Origin of the sequence: Paenibacillus sp. FSL H7-0940 (genome assembly GCF_037979415.1) — a bacterium.
In the GTDB taxonomy this organism is placed as follows: Bacteria; Bacillota; Bacilli; order Paenibacillales; family Paenibacillaceae; genus Paenibacillus; species Paenibacillus amylolyticus.
Genome location: NZ_CP150280.1, coordinates 5,124,631 through 5,142,729, shown reverse-complemented (window position 1 = coordinate 5,142,729; position 18,099 = coordinate 5,124,631). Strand labels below are relative to the sequence as shown.

12 protein-coding genes are annotated in these 18,099 nt (G+C 46.4%); 8 read left to right on the top strand and 4 right to left on the bottom strand.

Annotated elements, in window-relative coordinates:
* Positions 1 to 125 precede the first annotated feature (125 nt).
* Together MHB71_RS22590 and MHB71_RS22585 are read right to left on the bottom strand one after the other, a co-directional pair.
* Entirely contained in the window at positions 126 to 809 is a 684-nt protein-coding gene (locus tag MHB71_RS22590; RefSeq protein ID WP_340027769.1) for an S-layer homology domain-containing protein, read from the bottom strand.
* A 145-nt stretch (positions 810 to 954) separates the two neighbouring features.
* Positions 955 to 1,815 carry an AraC family transcriptional regulator gene (locus MHB71_RS22585; RefSeq protein WP_340027768.1) on the bottom strand — a complete coding sequence of 287 codons (861 nt, stop codon included), beginning with the start codon at positions 1,813 to 1,815 and terminating at the stop codon, positions 955 to 957.
* Positions 1,816 to 2,049: 234 nt separating this feature from the next.
* On the opposite strand from MHB71_RS22585, the gene MHB71_RS22580 reads away from it, so the two are divergent.
* The 7 genes from MHB71_RS22580 (at position 2,050) to MHB71_RS22550 (ending at position 10,663) form a co-directional block, all read left to right on the top strand.
* On the top strand, positions 2,050 to 3,105 hold the full coding sequence (locus MHB71_RS22580; RefSeq protein ID WP_340027767.1) for a lactonase family protein: 1,056 nt from the start codon (positions 2,050 to 2,052) through the stop codon (positions 3,103 to 3,105).
* A 193-nt stretch (positions 3,106 to 3,298) separates the two neighbouring features.
* A complete protein-coding gene (locus MHB71_RS22575) occupies positions 3,299 to 4,696 on the top strand; it encodes a helix-turn-helix transcriptional regulator (RefSeq protein WP_340027766.1) in 1,398 nt (465 codons plus the stop codon).
* Positions 4,697 to 4,961: 265 nt separating this feature from the next.
* Positions 4,962 to 6,839 (top strand): rhamnogalacturonan lyase, encoded by a 1,878-nt coding sequence (locus MHB71_RS22570; protein ID WP_340027765.1) that lies wholly within the window; start codon positions 4,962 to 4,964, stop codon positions 6,837 to 6,839.
* Positions 6,840 to 7,320: 481 nt separating this feature from the next.
* Positions 7,321 to 8,400, top strand: coding sequence for a sulfate ABC transporter substrate-binding protein (locus MHB71_RS22565; protein WP_340027764.1), 1,080 nt, complete (start codon positions 7,321 to 7,323; stop codon positions 8,398 to 8,400).
* 87 nt (positions 8,401 to 8,487) lie between these two features.
* On the top strand, positions 8,488 to 9,324 hold the full coding sequence (gene cysT / locus MHB71_RS22560) for a sulfate ABC transporter permease subunit CysT (RefSeq protein WP_017690928.1): 837 nt from the start codon (positions 8,488 to 8,490) through the stop codon (positions 9,322 to 9,324).
* Between the two features lie 67 nt (positions 9,325 to 9,391).
* Positions 9,392 to 10,267 (top strand): sulfate ABC transporter permease subunit CysW, encoded by an 876-nt coding sequence (gene cysW, locus MHB71_RS22555; protein WP_192135517.1) that lies wholly within the window; start codon positions 9,392 to 9,394, stop codon positions 10,265 to 10,267.
* A 156-nt stretch (positions 10,268 to 10,423) separates the two neighbouring features.
* On the top strand, positions 10,424 to 10,663 hold the full coding sequence (locus tag MHB71_RS22550; RefSeq protein WP_036607453.1) for a YezD family protein: 240 nt from the start codon (positions 10,424 to 10,426) through the stop codon (positions 10,661 to 10,663).
* Positions 10,664 to 10,761: 98 nt separating this feature from the next.
* Here MHB71_RS22550 and MHB71_RS22545 read toward each other — a convergent pair whose 3' ends face one another.
* Positions 10,762 to 12,402, bottom strand: coding sequence for an extracellular solute-binding protein (locus MHB71_RS22545; protein WP_340027763.1), 1,641 nt, complete (start codon positions 12,400 to 12,402; stop codon positions 10,762 to 10,764).
* 251 nt (positions 12,403 to 12,653) lie between these two features.
* A complete protein-coding gene (locus MHB71_RS22540) occupies positions 12,654 to 14,975 on the bottom strand; it encodes a helix-turn-helix domain-containing protein (RefSeq protein ID WP_340027762.1) in 2,322 nt (773 codons plus the stop codon).
* A gap of 363 nt (positions 14,976 to 15,338) precedes the next feature.
* On the opposite strand from MHB71_RS22540, the gene MHB71_RS22535 reads away from it, so the two are divergent.
* Positions 15,339 to 18,050: an S-layer homology domain-containing protein gene (locus MHB71_RS22535; protein WP_340030214.1), complete on the top strand. Its 2,712-nt coding sequence runs from the start codon at positions 15,339 to 15,341 to the stop codon at positions 18,048 to 18,050.
* The last annotated feature ends 49 nt before the right edge of the window (positions 18,051 to 18,099 follow it).

Genomic DNA, 18,099 nt, shown 5'->3' with positions numbered 1-18,099 from the left:
CTTTCCTGTTGAGGGAAGGTGCGGCCGTTTGGCATATTGGGGTTGTATGGAAAAGGCCATTCATTAGGACCCCAATAGATCGGATTCACCACTCAAGTTAGTTCTTAGCTTTCACCATGAAATGATTACTTCTCAGGTGTTTCCGGGATTTGTGGTGCATGGAACGATTCCATGTACTCGATTGCGTTATACATCATCACTGCTGCTTCGGCGCGAGTAATCGTTTGTTTGGGATTGAAGTTTCCGTCGGCATCCAGTTCATTGATTTTGAGAACGAGTGAACGCTGAATGGCACCTTGATACTCTGGCGTCAGCTCCTGTTCGTCGGTAATGTCCACAGGTTTGATATTAATCATTGGCAGACCGCCTTTGGCTTCGATGCCTTGCATCAGGAACAGTGTGAATTGTTCACGAGTAAGCGGTTTGGACGGATCGATATTCTGTGACATCTGAATGCCATTATATTGTGCGCGGATAAATGCATCACTGTACCATACACCATCTTTTACAACAGAGAAGTAGTCACTTGGTACCGGCATTTTGATAAAACGAATCGTGTCCAAATTCAGATTCAGGCCGTCCGCAATCAGTTGAATGCCCTGAGCGGTATTTAACTCCAGTTCAGGCTTGAACAAGCTGTCGCTCACACCTTTGATGAATCCATCTTTATGGAGAGATTCGATTTTGTCTGCTCCTGCGATACCTTGAATATCCGTGAATTGGGCCTGCGCAGCGTTGATCGGGCCTGCACTTAGAGACAGCGTGAGCAGAGCTCCCGCAGTTAATGTAGCGAGTATATTTTTTTTCATGATAGGTTCGCCTCACTTTTCCAGGGATGATCCCTTTATATAAAAGTTATTTGCCCCTATAGACGACCCTTCTGTTCAAAAGGTTGCTGTAATTTTCCAACTGAATTCCTATTCATTCAGAAAGGGCTAAGTGAAGGCAATGCCTCTAACCTTTGGATTTATTTCGATAATCCGTGGGTGAACGTCCCATCATTTTGCTGAACAGACGGGAGAAGTAGTACGGGTCTTTGAATCCAAGCTCCGAACTGATCTGCTTCACAGTCCAATCGGTAAAATCCAGATAGCGGCAGGAATGCTGGATCTTGAGCCGCAGGAAATAGTCGATGGGCGAATGCCCCGTAGCTTGCTTGAACAACTGTGAGTAATGAGGGACAGACAGCCGGGCGTGTGCCGCCAGTTCCTTGAGGGTGATTCCGTTCTCCAGGTGCTCCAGCATATATTGAACGGATTGTTCAGCCGCACGTTTGCTGCTCACAATCCCACCATCTGTTCCTGTCGTCTCCGGTCCATAAGCGAGCATACCAAGCATATAACCGATAATCTGGGAGGCATACGTCATCGTCTGCATGGAGTAACCCGTCTCTAACGCGCCGTAACATTCATGGAACAGCTCAAGCCATTTTTGAGCCTTGGCCGGTGGCATGGTAGTAATATGATGAGTTAACAAGGGTTCTATGTAGGATAAAGCGTGTTCCCCGCGCAGATGAATCCAGAAGATGCTCCATGGTTCAGCTGCGTTGGCACCATACACATGAGGAACATGTGCAGGCAATATAACGAGGTTTCCCGGGCTGACATCATATGTCTTGCTGCCATCAATCGTATACCAGCCTGTGCCTTGGACACAGTACATCAGAATGTGTGATTCACAACCATCGGGACGATCACGGTAATGATGCTTCGCTTCGTGAAAGTAACCGATATCGGTAACATATAATCCTGACGTGACCGGATAAGCTGCGGTTTCTTGCAGCAGGGAGTCTGGAAGCACAATGAGTTTTTGCATACGAAATCCGTCAGATTTACGCTGTAGGGGTGGTCTGTTTTTAGGTCTCATACTTTGTATTATGGTGAGAGGCGATAAGGGAGTCAATGACAGATATGAGAGCGCACACCGGGGTTGTTATCGATTTAGAAAGCCACGTTACAGGAAGTGAAGCAGTTGCCCGTGAATTGGGTAAGTACATACCAGTGGGAAGAATCAGAACAGTGAATATACAGGATAAGGGAGAGATTAGATATGGAACCAGTCACAACTCAGGAAACACTTTTCTATACAGGTACGTATGCGTCAGCGGATGAACCGGGTATTTTTCTATGTGCGTTGAATGCGGATACAGGAGAGATGCGAATCGTCAATCACATGGATGGTGTGAATAATCCGTCTTATCTGGCGCTAAGCCCGGATGGAAACTGTCTGTATGTGGCGAGTGAGACGGACGAGGGAGAGGTGTTGGTCTATCGGAGAGATGCGGCAACGAGTGAGCTGCACCTGATGGATCGAAAACAGACCAGAGGGGCTTCTCCATGTTATGTGTCTGTCTCCACGGATGGTCAGTGGGTGTTCTCATCCAACTATAGCAGCGGCAGTGTCAATGTATTCCCGGTTGGTGATCAGGGGACGCTTGGTGAGATGAGTGCATGGGTGGAGCACACGGGAAGTGGAATCAACGAAGAACGGCAGGAAGGGCCGCATGCACACTCCATTCAACCCGATCCGTCCGGACAGTATGCTGTCGTATGTGACCTCGGTCTGGATCAGATTATTGTGTATCGGTTGGAAGAGGGACGTCTGGTTACCCATCGTGAGATGGATCAGCCACCAGGCGCAGGGCCAAGGCATCTTGTGTTCCATCCCAACTCGAAGTGGGCATATGTAATCAACGAATTGGACAACACGGTTACGGCATTCCTGTACGATGAGCGCAGAGGAGAGTTCACTACGGTGCAGCACATTTCCACACTTCCAGAAGGGCATAAAGGAGAGGGTACGGCTGCAGACATCCGTGTATCTCCATGTGGACGTTTCCTGTATGCATCCAATCGGGGAGATGACAGCATCGTGCTCTATCATATTGACCAGGAGAGCGGTAAGTTGGAAGCCGTAGAGTGGACGTCCACGATTGGGCAGACACCGCGTAACTTCAATATTTTGCCAGGTGGGATTCTGGTCGTGGCGAATCAGGACAGCAATAACCTCGTAGGTTTCCAGATCAGTGAAGAAGACGGACGCCTGACGCATAACGGGTTCAAGCTGGAACTGCCTCGTCCGGTATGTATTGCGCCTGTGGTATAAAAGTGGTCTATAAGCTGTGAAATCATGGAGAAACACATGGTTTTACAGCTTTTATTAGTCTTTTTTGCGATTGGCTTGAAAATAGTGGCAATTATCACATTTTTTATTGACCATTGTTCGAACGTTCATTATGATCAGAATATATAGGGATAAAACCTAAAATCTGGATGTTGCACGAAGGGTGGTGCTTTCCTTGGAACCTGCAAATTCAATTCGGGAGCAATTAACCCAGTTTATCGATAAGAACAGCATGACGCTCTCCCGATTCTCGGAAGTCTCTGGCATTAATACAGGCACAATTAGTCGTATTATACATGGGAATCGTCCCATATCCGTGAGTCAGTTGATTGCGATATCATCAGGAATGGGCGTGGCAGCGGATCATTTTTTTACCGACTATGTGGAAGAATGTTTTGCTTATTCCGTATCCATGCGGCGGATCAGACCGTTTATTCTCCGAAGTGCGGAGTTGAATCGGCTGGACTGCATTGAACAGATTCTTTATCGGCTACTGGACGACCTGGATTATGCGACAGAACTATTTGAGATGGCTGAACAATTATTTGAACAAAATCAGCGGTCTGCGGCGGCATTGTTATATAAGAGTGTGAGTGAAGTTGAGAAATATCAGCATTCCGAACGGCTTGCGATGTGTCAGTATCGATTGTTTCTAATTGGACAAGGAGAGAACCTGGAGGAAAATCTAAGGATGGCTATCTTGTTCGAGCCCTATGTTGACCGGTTGGATGAGGGGTACCAACTGGACGCGCTGAAACATTTAATTCATGTGTTTATGGCAGTTCATAAATGGGATAAAGTAGATGGTTTAGCGCAAGAGATGTACAAATTAGCGAAGATTTTCTATGAGTCTAAACACCTTTCCAAACGAAGGGAGCACCACCATGAGAATCACACCGAACGCCCACTCTATACTTATATTTTATATGCTTGGTTGATTCGATCCACAGTTTATGAGGAGTATGGAGATTATAACAAAGCTTTGGAGTTTGTATCGTTGTATGCATACGGACAGGGCTGGTTACAGGAACAGGATGAAGAATCAGAGCGCATACAGCAACAATTTGGGGAATGGGCAACAGCTAATACCTATCTCTACCGAATGTTATCCGGAGAAAGAGAGATTGTTCACGAATACGCGGACTACATCTCGAAGTATCCTGATGAGATTTTTTTAGCTTTACGTTACATGATACAGGCAGCCAATCGGTTTGACTGGAACATTGATGACATTTTGGATCGCTTCTCCGAACATACGCCTTTACGTACCTACAAGACTGAGTTTGGCGATTATAATAAACGTATTATTAATGAAAGTTATGCGCGGTTTTTGAGTGATCTGGGGATGTACCAACTTAAGAGAGATCGTAATGATGCAATGAATCTTATTCTTGAAGGATTGCAAATGTCAGTTAAAATAAATAGTGATCGGAATATTATTACATGTATGACATTATTTGAGCAGTACAGAGATCAAGCTGATTCAGAAGCAAAACAGAAATTCAAATCCTTATCAAGTGAGGTGCAACGGCTCAATGCGAAAAAAAACGTCTTTGTTGCTAACCATTTTTAGTGTTACAGTTACAATCTGTCCAATCATTCATGCCTTAATGGGCCACGGAGCAGGCGGAGTGTAAATTTATTAATTCATTCAAAAAAGTACGAAGCCAAAGGAGAAATCCTCTGGCTTTTTTCATGTACCACCATCCAATTACTAAATTAGACCTATAGATGGAATTATATGTTTAATTTAAAATGAATATATTAAAGCGCTTACATAAAAAGATGGCGCTACAAGGGCATCGGGCTTACCAAACCAATTGGGGAGGCAGTTGTTTATGGGGAATCGATCATCATTGTGGAAGCGCACATTACGTACAGCCGGAGTATCACTGCTAAGTTCCGCGTTACTGGTTACTTCGCTTGGCCTTGGTAACACGCCGGTAACACATGCAGCGGGAGCACGGCAGATGGAATATCTGGATCGCGGTGTGGTGGCTGTGAAGACCGGGGCAGGTGTGTTTGTCAGTTGGCGGCTTCTGGGAACGGAAGGATCGAATGTATCGTTTAACGTCTATCGGGATGGAACCAAGGTGAACGCTACGCCCATAACAAACAGCACCAACCTTCAGGATGCAAGCGGGACAAGCAGTTCCAAATATACGGTTCGCGCTGTCGTCAGTGGAACGGAGCAGGCTGCTTCAGCGGCAGCAAGCGTGTGGGGCAATAACTATCTATCTGTACCGCTCAGTGTACCCGCAGGTGGGACAACGCCCGATGGAGTAGCCTACACTTACAGTGCCAATGATGCCAGTGCAGGTGACCTGGATGGTGATGGTGAGTATGAATTGATTGTGAAGTGGGACCCTTCCAACGCCAAGGATAACTCCCAGAGTGGTTATACCGGGGAAGTGTTTATCGATGCCTACAAATTAAACGGAACACGCCTCTGGCGTATTAGTCTGGGCAAAAATATCCGTGCCGGCGCTCACTACACCCAGTTCATGGTGTATGATCTCGACGGTGATGGCAAAGCCGAGGTTGCGATGAAAACAGCCGATGGCACCAAGGATGGCACTGGCGTGGTCATCGGGGATGCAAGCAAGGATTACCGTAATTCTAGCGGTTATGTGTTGTCTGGTCCCGAATTCCTGACGGTTTTCAATGGGCAGACTGGCAAAGCGCTCTCCACGGTGAACTACGAACCGGCGCGTGGCAATGTATCCAGTTGGGGGGATAACTACGGCAATCGGGTGGACCGATTCCTTGCCGCCATTGCTTATCTGGATGGAGAGCGCCCAAGTCTGGTCATGGCGCGTGGGTACTACACCCGCACAGTGCTCGTGGCTTATAACTGGCGGAATGGACAGCTGACCAAACAATGGACGTTTGATTCCAATACCTCCGGCAATTCAGGTTATGCCGGGCAGGGGAATCATAATCTGAGTGTGGCGGACGTAGATGGGGATGGGAAAGACGAGATCGTCTATGGTGCCATGGCGGTGGATGATAACGGCAAAGGATTGTACACAACAGGACTTCATCATGGCGATGCCATGCATTTGAGTGACCTCGACCCGGACCGCCCTGGACTTGAGGTATTTCAGGTCCATGAGACACCATCCAATGCTGGAGTGGAGTTCCGGGATGCAGGTACAGGCCAGTTAATCTGGGGAGTCAAAACAACGAAGGATATTGGACGCGGCATGGCGGCAGATATTGATCCAAGATATAAAGGCGCTGAAGTATGGGCAGACGGCAGTCTGTATACAGCCAAAGGGCAGAAACTCGGGACAACCCTGCCGTCCTCCACGAATTTTGGTATCTGGTGGGATGGGGATCTGCTCCGTGAACTGCTGGATAGCAACCGAATCGATAAGTGGAACTATGCTAACAGCACAACGATGAACCTGCTCACCGCTTCCGGCGTATCTTCCAATAACGGAACCAAGTCTACGCCGAATCTGCAGGCCGATCTGTTCGGGGACTGGAGAGAGGAAGTGGTATGGCGGACGAATGACAGTTCAGCACTGCGGATCTATACCACAACAGCAGTTACGGACAAACGCATCTATACGCTGATGCATGATCCAGTGTACCGTCTTGGCGTAGCTTGGCAAAATGTAGCCTACAATCAACCGCCACACACCGGTTTTTATCTGGGAGAAGGCATGAGCACACCACCGGTACCCAATATCCGGTATGCAGGCAGATGAGGAGTGGACAAGATGTGGCTGTCCAATTCCGTTCATGTTTTCAAAAGCCAGCGAAGTATGGGATTCGCTGAAGGGAGCAACGGACGCTGGTTCGTTGTTCCTCTTTTTTTTACCAATAGCCCAGAAATACGGTAAAAATCGGAAAAAACGTTTGACAGGTATATAGACTGCCTTTATTATACGTATATAACTTACTAAACAGGTAGGAATAATAAAAATGAATTTGTTTTCATTGTGAAAACAGTCATTTTACAGACAGATGCAACCATGCAACCTGAACAGAATAACGTTCTCACCGTATAGACGGAGGAACACCGCAGCGCATCCTTTCCAGATGGAGCATGCACGGCCTTAAGCCGGCATGACTTTATGGGGAGAAGTGCGCGGGGGTTCCTCCGTCTTCTTGTTTTTTACGGGGCGTTTGATCCTGTTCAGCCGGCCTGAGGTAGTCATGCAGATCTATATCGGGGGAGTGTTATTTATGAAAAAGAGAATTCACAAGGGTATTTTGGTTGGTCTGGCACTGGTATTAACAGGAGTTCTGGCAGCATGCGGATCGGATAGCGGCGGGTCCAGTGCAGCAGGAACATCGGGGGGAGCGGAAGGCGGCACAGAAGGGGCCAAGGCCATTGAACTGCTGAATGTTTCTTACGATCCAACGCGGGAACTCTATGAACAATATAACAAAGCGTTTGCGGCGCATTGGTTGAAAGAGAAGGGCCAGGAAGTAACCATCAAGCAATCCCATGGGGGATCGGGCAAACAGAGTCGTTCTGTTATTGACGGACTGGATGCAGACGTGGTGACGCTGGCATTGGGATACGATATTGATGCGATTGAAGATAAAGGTCTGATTAATGAAGGCTGGCAGGATAAATACGAGCATAACAGCTCTCCGTATACCTCTACGATTGTATTCCTTGTGCGTAAGGGCAATCCAAAAGGCATCAAGGACTGGGATGATCTGATCAAAGGGGATACGCAAGTCATCACCCCGAATCCTAAAACGTCCGGCGGGGCGCGTTGGAATTACTTGGCGGCATGGGGATATGCCCTTAAGCATAATAACAATGATGAAGAGAAGGCGAAGGCTTTCGTTGGAGAATTGTTCAAACATGCGCCTGTGCTGGATTCGGGTGCTCGCGGTTCTACGACAACGTTTGTTGAACGTGGTATCGGTGATGTGCTACTTGCTTGGGAAAATGAAGCTTTCCTATCGGTAAAAGAGTTGGGTCCGGACAAATTCGACATTGTCGTGCCTTCGGTTAGTATCTTGGCAGAGCCGCCCGTTGCGATTGTGGACAAAAATGCAGACAAAAAAGGAAGCCGCGACGTGGCGGATGCCTATCTGAAATATTTGTACAGTGAAGAAGGACAGACGATTGCTGCTGAAAATTATTACCGCCCAACGCTGGACAGCGTGGAGGAAAAATTCAAAGATCAGTTCCCGGCACTTGAGCTGTTCACGTTGAAAGATGTATTTGGCACATGGCGGGATACTCAGGCCAAACATTTTAATGACGGTGGTATCTTCGACCAGATCTATGTTCCAGGTAGCTAAGGTTGCTCTGTTCAATGAACACCTGATCAATCGCGCTGTGAGCGGCCAACCAGCCTTACCGGCTGAAGGCAGAGAGGATGAACGTGCATGAGCAAGGTGATGGTGGCGCGGAGACGCACATTGCCGGGATTTGGATTAACGATGGGTTACAGTGTGTTCTACCTGAGCCTGGTTGTACTTATTCCACTGGCTGCGCTGTTGTTTAACTCCACAGGGCTGACGTGGGCAACCATGATTGAGGTTGCGACCAATCCCAGGGTGCTGGCTTCCTTCCAGGTCAGCTTCCTGACCGCAGGTGCAGCGGCGCTGATTGATCTCGTGCTGGGGTTACTCCTGGCATGGGTGCTTGTTCGGTATGAATTCCCTGGCAAAAGGCTGTTTGATGCGGTCATTGATCTGCCTTTTGCCTTGCCGACAGCGGTAGCAGGGGTTGCTCTTACGGCGATCTATGCCGGCAATGGCTGGATTGGGCAGTTTGTAGAGCCTTTGGGCATCAAGCTCGCCTATTCACAGGCCGGGATTACGCTGGCGCTGATGTTTATTGGAATTCCGTTTGTAGTTCGCACGGTGCAACCGGTGCTGGAGGAGCTGGAAGCTGAGGTGGAAGAGGCGGCTGCCACACTGGGGGCAGGAAGATGGCGGATATTCCGCACGATTCTGTTGCCAGATCTGATTCCACCGTTGCTGACGGGTTTTGCTCTGGCTTTTGCCCGGGGCATTGGCGAATATGGCTCGGTTGTATTTATCTCAGGCAATATGCCGATGAAAACGGAGATTGCTCCCTTGCTGATCATGGCCAAGCTGGAGCAGTTCGATTATGCAGGCGCTACAGCTGTGGCTTTGCTGCTACTTCTGGTTTCTTTCATTCTGCTACTGATCATTAATTCCTTGCAACGTTGGAGCCGGAAGGCGGGCAGAGCATGACAATGAAGCATGGTGGAATAAGGATATTAAAAGACGTCACTCACCCAAACCAAAGGAGGTGCAGCATATGGCGGGTTCTGTTCCACTGAGTCCTGTTCCACCCGTTAAGACCAGCCGTGGAACTAACCGTGCAACAACGGAAGCTCCCTGGGTCAAATGGTTGTTGATTGGACTGGCAAGCCTGGTACTCATATGGCTGCTTATTTTGCCACTGGCCATTGTGCTCATGGAGGCGTTGAAGCAGGGCTGGGGTGTGTACATCGCGGCTCTTACCGAGCCGGATGCCATGTCTGCACTGAAACTCACGTTATTAGTTGCGGCGATTACCGTACCGCTGAATACGATATTTGGTGTGGCCGCTGCATGGGTCATTACCAAATTCCAGTTCAAGGGCAAGGGACTTATGATCACCCTGATTGATCTTCCTTTTTCAATTTCGCCTGTGGTGGGCGGGTTGATCTTTGTATTGGTCTTTGGTTCGAATGGGTGGTTAGGGCCGTGGTTGTCCGAGCATGATATCAAAATCATTTTTGCGCTGCCAGGCATTGTCATTGCAACGCTGTTTATTACCTTCCCGTTCGTAGCGAGGGAGTTGATTCCACTAATGGAGGACCAGGGAACCCGGGAAGAGGAAGCGGCGGTTACGCTAGGTGCTTCCGGGTGGCGAATCTTCTGGAGTGTAACCTTGCCCAACATCAAATGGGGACTGCTGTACGGTATTATTCTGTGTAATGCCCGCGCTATGGGCGAGTTCGGAGCCGTATCTGTGGTGTCCGGGCATATCCGCGGGGAGACCAATACGTTACCACTTCATGTCGAGATTTTGTATAACGAATATCAATTCTCGGCTTCATTTGCCGTAGCTTCCCTGCTCCTGATTCTGGCTCTTGCCACGTTGCTGCTCAAGAGCTGGCTTGGACACAAAGCCGTTTCAGAAAAGTGATTATGAGAAGAAGAAAATACAGATTGACAGCTACTGGAAGCCCTGCTAATGTATAAACCAAGTATATAGGTTGGATAAGAATGATTTATAAATCCGTTGGATGACAGCGCACTTAGGAATATGGCGGGCAGTAGCCCGAGAAGAGGAGGCGGCTCTATGGCTAAGCCGTTAAAAGTGGATGAGGTATGGTTGGACCGAATTGCCGGACAGCTGAATGACATGGAGTTTGGTTCATTGCATATCGTGGTGCACGAAGGTCAGATTGTGCAGATGGAGCGGACCGAACGTAAGCGTTTTGAAAACACGCCCTCAGGCAGCGCCTCCAAATCTGGAAGCACGGCACGAAGCAGTTCAGCCCGTTCACTACGCGGATCAAATGCGAGTGCGAAGGGATAGAGAGTGACGTGGCGTCAGGAATCTAGGATTGGTGCATAGGAACACAAATGTATACTTTCCAGAAACTCATGGGAAATGCATGTTCCAGATCTTCCTATCTATTGTGCACGACTTGTCTCCATATGCTCCGTATACCAATGATTCGCTTCAAGCAGTACCTGTTGCCCACCTGCATCCATGAATTCTTCCACAAAGGTATCGAAATACCCCACAGGCTGATCGCCAGTGATGATGGATATGTACGCTCTGTCTCTCATGCGAATCAATTCAGATGAATATTGAATCAGGGCAGGGGTTGCAACCTCCAGGCGATTATAGATACCATTCTCCGTCAACCCTGCAGATGCAGCCCACTGTTCACGTTTATCCGAGGGTGTACCTGGAACCGTCATGCCGATACTTGAGCCGATCATATTAATATAATTCTCCATTCTGTTGTATGGGTAAAGTAAATGGAACGAGTTTGAATCTTCAGCGCTCCAATTCCAGTGTTTTCCTGGAAGGCCATACTCCATTTTGATCTGCTCCTCGGGATCGGGGTTGGCACTTACATAATCGAGTATCTCCAAAATTTTCTCCAGTTTTCCCGGCTCCTTCGCAGCCTCAGCACCTATAGCAATAATATTCATCAGCAGATTGTTCCCTTTTGAACCGCTATGTCCATCAGGACCAATAACAGGAGAACCAAATACAACCTCTGCAGTTGCGTTCTTCTGTAACAGCTCATTAACATTGAACGAGGCCCCCACTGGAGTTTCTTGGCCATTTTCATTAAGGACACTGTAGTCTCCCTCTTGATTCCAATGATAATAGTTGCCCATCGAGGTCATCCCAATTTTTCCATTAATAAAAGCATGGGATAGATGTTTATAGCCGCCTTTATTTTCGCCGGTTATGAACTCAGGGTCGATAATCCCGTCCCGATACCACTTTTGCATATAAGTCAGGGCTTTTTTCATCTCAGGCTGCAAAGCACCGATCACGAGTTGGTTGTTTTTTTCATTAAAATACAGTTGCTCGGTGAAAACGGACTGTCCAAAAGCGCCAAACACGACATTTAAGCCCTCTCTGGATAGGCCATACGTATCTTGTTTACCATTCCCGTCCGGATCATCTTTGGCAAAAGCATACATAACCGTTTCAAATTCATCTAATGTCTTTGGCACCTCCAGACCAAGCTGCTTAAGCCAGTCCTCTCGGTATACAACAGGGGTTCGATAGATGTTGGTCTGATTAATAGCCGGAATTCCATATAAGCCACCGTTTATTTTTCCATACTCTAAATAACGTGAATCATAATCGCGAATTCGCTGTACGATATTTGGCGCATATTGTTCAAGAACTTCCGGGGGAATTTCCGCTAAGACCCCTTGCATTTGATACTTAAGCAGATCATGCGGTTGTCTGATCCGGAACAGATCGGGTATTTTCCCTTGAGCAAGCTCCAGGTCCAGCAGTTCCTCGTATCGCTTGTTCTCAAGATTCCACACCTCCAGATCGACATCAAACCGATCCTCAATATAGGTAATCATCTCGGCGTCTTCAGGAACAGGGATATTTTGATGCATGGTCCAGGATATCGTATACTGCGGTGCTGTATCCTTCTCAGCGCTTGCTAGATGGTCTTGCTGTTGCACTTGTGCTGTTTCTCTTCCTAAAAAGGTACACCCACTTGTAAATACGATAAGGAGGAGCATTGCGGAATATAGACATAACTTTCTTGAAAGGTTGATGTTCATAGCAGTTCCTTTCCTGATTTCAAATTCTATATAGGTTTAATCAAAGAATATTTACACGGACACTCCGATGACAGAACAACCTTCCGATCGCTGTTATTCCCAGATTTCTTTTGATTCCTTCTCTAAAGGAAGAAATCCGGGAATAGCGTATGCTTCCGAAGTAGCTTTCTTTCAGAAAGCTTTTAGGCGAACGCTTCGCTTCTTCAGGTTCTTTCTGTCCTCTCCGTTTTTGTGTAAATGTTAAATTGACCCTATATAGATCCCTGCTCCATTAGATTGCGCATGAAGTTTTTTGGCGTACAGCCGTGGATTTCTTTGAACTTCTTAATGAAATAAGCAGGGGTTCGGTAACCGACAGTACTTGCGACCTGCTCAACTGTGATTTCACGCTGTGTCATGAGTTCCCGTGCGCGTTCCATTCTCTGATTCGTAACATATTCGGAATAAACAATCCCGGTTTCTTCCTTGAAAAGTTTACTGAGATATTTAGGGCTGATGAATACTCGCTCTGAGACATGATCCAGCGTGAGATCGCCTGATAAGTGCTCGTGAATATAGGCTTTGACAGCCGAGATGGTATCCACACTTCGTACCTCACTTCGCTTCTCCATCTGCATCACAAATTCGGTCACAAGATGAATCATCCATTCTGAATAGCGGTTGATATTGTAGAACAATGAAAATTGCTTGTACATATTCAATGAACTCGCCTCGGTGGGTTGCAGGCGCACCTGATTAATACACTCAGCGTAAATAGATAACGTTTTTAATAAGATGATCCGACTGTATTCGGCTGAATAGGGGCCTTCTTTTATTGTAGCGACCAATTCCTGAATGGCCTGAACTGTGCCGTGCACATCCCGAGCCTGCAATTTCTTTTCAAAGTTTACGAGGTATGACTCCGGAATTTCCAAACTGCTGACTTCTCTGTTCAGAAGATCAAGATCCTGAATGGCAGACTGCTCGGGAAAGAAGTAGCTGTATCGAATCAGGGTATTCGCCTGATGATAGCTTGTGTGAATCTTCGTGAAGTGTTCTACCCATCCGCCTAACGATAGTACAAATTCCAGACCAAATCTGCTGCTCGCCTCAGCGTGAATAAAGTCTACAATGTGATCAGAGAGCGGTTCTTCGGGTTGGTTGGTACAGATGATTACTGCTATTTTGTGATCCTGCAATTCCTCTGCCAGCAGTTGAGTTCCATCCATTTCTGCGATCTCCAGTTGCTGGATCATCGTATACAACGTATGCTGCAACTGTCGTGGCTGCAGATCCTTCCACTTCTCATTAACAGGGTCAATGACGATGCAACGGAAGCGAGAGTAGGCCATTGAAATGTGAATAGACTGGAGCTGTTCCGTAAGTTCCTCGGGTGTAAATCGGTTATTTAACATATTGAGCATGATACTATGCTTAATCATTCTGTGATTGGCCTGTAAGGTTTCTTCAAGACTATCAACTTTATTGGACAGACTGTTAAACGTCGTATCGATGAAACGATATTCGTCCTGCTTTAAGCTGGTTGGGCTATCCATCCGGCTCTTGATGTTATTCATGATTCGTTTAAGAGGACTATAGTTGGCCCTGGTAAAGATGGACGACATCGCTATTCCAACCGCAACAGCCAATAAACCGAGAAGAACCGAAATCTCCTTCAAGCTATCCAATTTATAATAGAAGCTTTCATTAGGTGTGGTTGTGTAGATTCTCCATGCATTTCCTTTAAATTGATCTTGGGTAACGACATGAGAGTCATAGTTAAATACAGGTTTGAAGCTCGCATCTGAAGAATGAAAGGTGAGCAGCGACTGCGTCAGATTCTCCTCCGTGGAGTTGCCTATCAACGTTTTGTCCGCGGCAGATATGACGGTTCCGTCCTGATCGATGATTAATGTATTTGCATAGTCAGCAGGGAGCATATTTTTAATGATTTGACTGATCGCTGATTCTTTGATATCAATCGCAATCATGGCCTTACTGTCTTGTCCAGACGATTGAAACGGGTAACTATGGACATAGGAAATTAGAGGACTCATCTTGCCCTGTTCCCGTGATTCGATATAAACATCCTGAGGCACCATGCGAGTCTTCATCCATAAGGAGCTTTCTGGATTCTCTTTCATCGCAGTAATCCAATCCGTCGTATGATCCACACTCGAAGGCGTGTCCTCATAGAGCAACAGCCCATATACAGAGGAGACGATGAAGTGGTTCTTCGTATCGTACACATGAATAGCTTCAATGAGATCGGAATAATTTTGCACCATATTTTTGAGGGACTGTTCGATGTCCAGGATTTTACTATGGTTTCCTTTTAAGCTATCTAAATCGATACTTGCGGCGTTACCGAGTGCCAGGGACAGATAGACCTGATTCACCTTCTGGATAACGGAGCTCTCAATAGTATTGACAGTGCTTTTCAGCGAAAGTTGATTATTGATTCGAATCTCTTTGCTGTATTGATGGGAGAAGAAGAGGTATAGAATGGAGCCGAAAAGAAGCGCAATGACAAGAACGACAGCAAGGTAGGAAAGAACCATCTTGGATCTTACAGATTGAAATGGCTTAAGCATTCTTTTTCCCCCTTCATGTCTCTTTTCTAAACAACTTCATCATTATATAGCAGGCCGAGGACTAGAAATCATGTTGATCGAAATTTAACAAACTCCCACTCCATAATTTACTTTCAGTTAATAAAGCGTTTACAAAAGTAGGTATTTTAATTGATAAATGTAGTATCTAACTCCATTTTTCTTGGCATATAAGCTCCGGAACGTACGATTTTGATATAAAACGGAATTTGTTCTATAGATGCGAAACGCTCCCTAATGCTACAGTAACGGCAGATCAGACATCTGTATAGAGTCTTTCTTACTCATTTGCAGATGCAGAAGCAAAAAAAAATTTACCATAACGGGAGCGTGTATTTGCAAGCCATGAGAAAACCACTTAAAAAGTCACTGGCATTACTTCTAATGTTGTCTATGGTAGGTCCGACATTTGCAGAGAAGAGTTTTGCAGCCGATCAGAAGATTCAGTTCTCTGATATTAAGGGACACTGGGCGGAAGCGAATATTCAAGCATGGGGTGATGAAGGATTAATTCGAGGTTACCTGGATCATTCATTCAAACCGAATATGTATATTACCAGAGCAGAATTTATGAATTTGGTAAACGGTGCCTTTGGATATTCCGGACAAGCTAAAATTACCTTTAACGATGTGTCTGAGAGTGCATGGTATTACGAAGCAATTTCTATTGCAAATGCAAATGGATATATAGATGGATACACCGATGGCACAATGAAGCCGCAAGATCCGATCACCCGTCAAGAAGCAGCTAAAGTGATTGCTGGCATTTTGAATCTGGAGTTAAATGAAACAGCAGCGAATGTATTTAGCGATTCATCGTCTATAGCGGCGTGGAGCAAGGGAGCTGTAGGTGGAGCGGCAGCAGCGAAAATTATCTCTGGTTATGCAGATGGAAGCTTCAAACCGCTTAATTCCATTACTCGTGCCGAAGCAGTGTCTGCGCTCGTTAAGGCTGTGGAAACAGATGCTACTACAGCTGCCAAACCAGCTAAGCCAAAGGGAACGGCAACTGTGCTGAATGTTAATCCCCCAGCAGATGAAGCTCGGTTGTCCGCCGTGAAGCACGGAGCCAATGCCGGAGACGACACCTTGAAAAATATTGCGGAAACCAATCCGTTTATTGATATTTTGGACGGTTTTGATCAAGTATGGTCCATGAACCTAGCGGATTGGAGAGATGGAACAGCGGCAACTAAAATTGGAGCTGACGGGAAAAATGCAAAGTATGGAGATGGACCGACTCCATATTATGACGGCTTTAAGAATGATCCAACCGTAGCTGTTGCTGATCAGAAAACATATGCAAATGAAGAGATCCGAAACAAAGCAACTTGGGAAGGCAATATCAAATATGTAGAAAAGGTCACGCAAAATCGCACAGGTGAAGAGACATTGGCAGCCTATTATGATGACCAAAGAGATAAGATCTATAGCGTGATGGAGGGCTTTGGTCCGTTGGCTAACACGTATGTAGATATCATCAAGCCAAAGACAAACGTTGAACGAACGGTGGACGAGATGAATGTGGTATTGACCGAAGAAACAGTGGAAGATGAAAGCCAAGGCATTGGAGATTGGGAAGCAAAGACGGAACTTGCAGACTTGGTTCATTTAGTTGATCTGGTTCGATTCAAAATTCCTGCCTCATCTAATCCCTCTAAATATTTCTACTCTTCCCCTAGACCGTGGAGAATGAATTCCAATGGAGAAGTGAAAGAAGTTGTTGACAGCAAAGGACTGCCTGTATGGGAAACCTTGGGCGAAGGTGAGAAAAAAGAAGTACCTTTGGCTTCAGGCGGCACCAAATCAACAGGAGAAAAACATTACCAGCAATACGAAACTAACGTTAAGCTTATTCCTGCGTTAACGTATGTCAAACGAATCGCTGAGGATGGAAGAGGGAAAGATGGCGCATTTCCGAGCGGACATACCAGTGCAGCTTACTTATCCGTATTTCCTTTGGCATACGCTACACCAGAACGATTCTCTGAATTGTTAACGAGAGCAGCTCAGTTGGGCGAGAATCGAATCGTAACGGGGATGCACTCACCGCTTGATGTTATCGGAGGAAGAATACAATCCACAGCCATGGCTGCATATGCACTTAATAAGGCTGAGAACAAAGATGTGTTAGAGAAAGGTTATGAGAATGCAGGAGAAGTATTTGGAGCTGCAGCCGAGGAAAAAAATATGAGTCTGTATGAGTATGCACACACCGTAACTGAGGATTACACGTTCAAGAGTGCTTACGATGAACACAAATGGGAAGATCATGATGCCAATAAAGCCTTCTATAGAGAAAAGATGACTTACGGTCTACCACAAACCGGAACCAAAGGTTTGGCTCCAGTTGTACCGCAAGGAGCAGAAGCCCTGTTAGAAACACGTCAACCGTATTTAACAGATGAGCAACGCAGACAAGTATTGTATACAACATCCATTGACTCTGGATATCCTGTACTGGATGAATCCAAGGGCTGGGGTAGAATTGATCTGGTCACGGCTGCGGATGGCTACGGTGCATTCTTGAACAATGTAACTGTGGATATGGACGCTTCCAAAGGGCGCTTCAATGCAGAAGATTGGTGGAGAAATGATATCACCGGTAGTGGAATGCTCACGAAAAAGGGGACAGGCACCCTTACATTGACAGGGAAAAATAGCTACACTGGCGGAACATTACTGCAAGCAGGAACGCTGGTAGCTGAATCTGCAACGGCTTTTGGTACAGGTGATCTGTATGTAGAAAATGGAACAGTTGTCGTTGATGTCGACGGAGCACTCAACTTAGATAGAAACTTTACCATGGATAACGGTACGTTGGAATTGGTAGTGACTGACAACAACAGTCAACTGAATGTTGGCAGAAAGCTCTATATTGATGGAGGAAGTCTCAAACTCGACTTGTCCAACTATAAGATTGAAGGTGCCAAAGATATTACGTTAATCACGGCTAATGGAATTACAGGTGAATTCGACAGTGTAACTGCCGAAGGTTATGACGTGACTGTCACGTACGAAAAGGGCCGCGTCATTGCACATGTTGTAGCCAAATAAGTGCAGTAATTATGCATGATACAAAGTGAACTAAAGAATGTTACACATG

What these genes read in the sequence shown, in the direction of transcription:
- MHB71_RS22590 (WP_340027769.1), bottom strand. Translation starts at nt 809, where the DNA reads ATGAAAAAAAATATACTCGCTACATTAACTGCGGGAGCTCTGCTCACG.
- MHB71_RS22585 (WP_340027768.1), bottom strand. Translation starts at nt 1,815, where the DNA reads ATGCAAAAACTCATTGTGCTTCCAGACTCCCTGCTGCAAGAAACCGCA.
- MHB71_RS22580 (WP_340027767.1), top strand. Translation starts at nt 2,050, where the DNA reads ATGGAACCAGTCACAACTCAGGAAACACTTTTCTATACAGGTACGTAT.
- MHB71_RS22570 (WP_340027765.1), top strand. Translation starts at nt 4,962, where the DNA reads ATGGGGAATCGATCATCATTGTGGAAGCGCACATTACGTACAGCCGGA.
- MHB71_RS22565 (WP_340027764.1), top strand. Translation starts at nt 7,321, where the DNA reads ATGAAAAAGAGAATTCACAAGGGTATTTTGGTTGGTCTGGCACTGGTA.
- cysT (WP_017690928.1), top strand. Translation starts at nt 8,488, where the DNA reads ATGAGCAAGGTGATGGTGGCGCGGAGACGCACATTGCCGGGATTTGGA.
- cysW (WP_192135517.1), top strand. Translation starts at nt 9,392, where the DNA reads ATGGCGGGTTCTGTTCCACTGAGTCCTGTTCCACCCGTTAAGACCAGC.
- MHB71_RS22550 (WP_036607453.1), top strand. Translation starts at nt 10,424, where the DNA reads ATGGCTAAGCCGTTAAAAGTGGATGAGGTATGGTTGGACCGAATTGCC.
- MHB71_RS22545 (WP_340027763.1), bottom strand. Translation starts at nt 12,402, where the DNA reads ATGAACATCAACCTTTCAAGAAAGTTATGTCTATATTCCGCAATGCTC.
- MHB71_RS22540 (WP_340027762.1), bottom strand. Translation starts at nt 14,975, where the DNA reads ATGCTTAAGCCATTTCAATCTGTAAGATCCAAGATGGTTCTTTCCTAC.
- MHB71_RS22535 (WP_340030214.1), top strand. Translation starts at nt 15,339, where the DNA reads ATGAGAAAACCACTTAAAAAGTCACTGGCATTACTTCTAATGTTGTCT.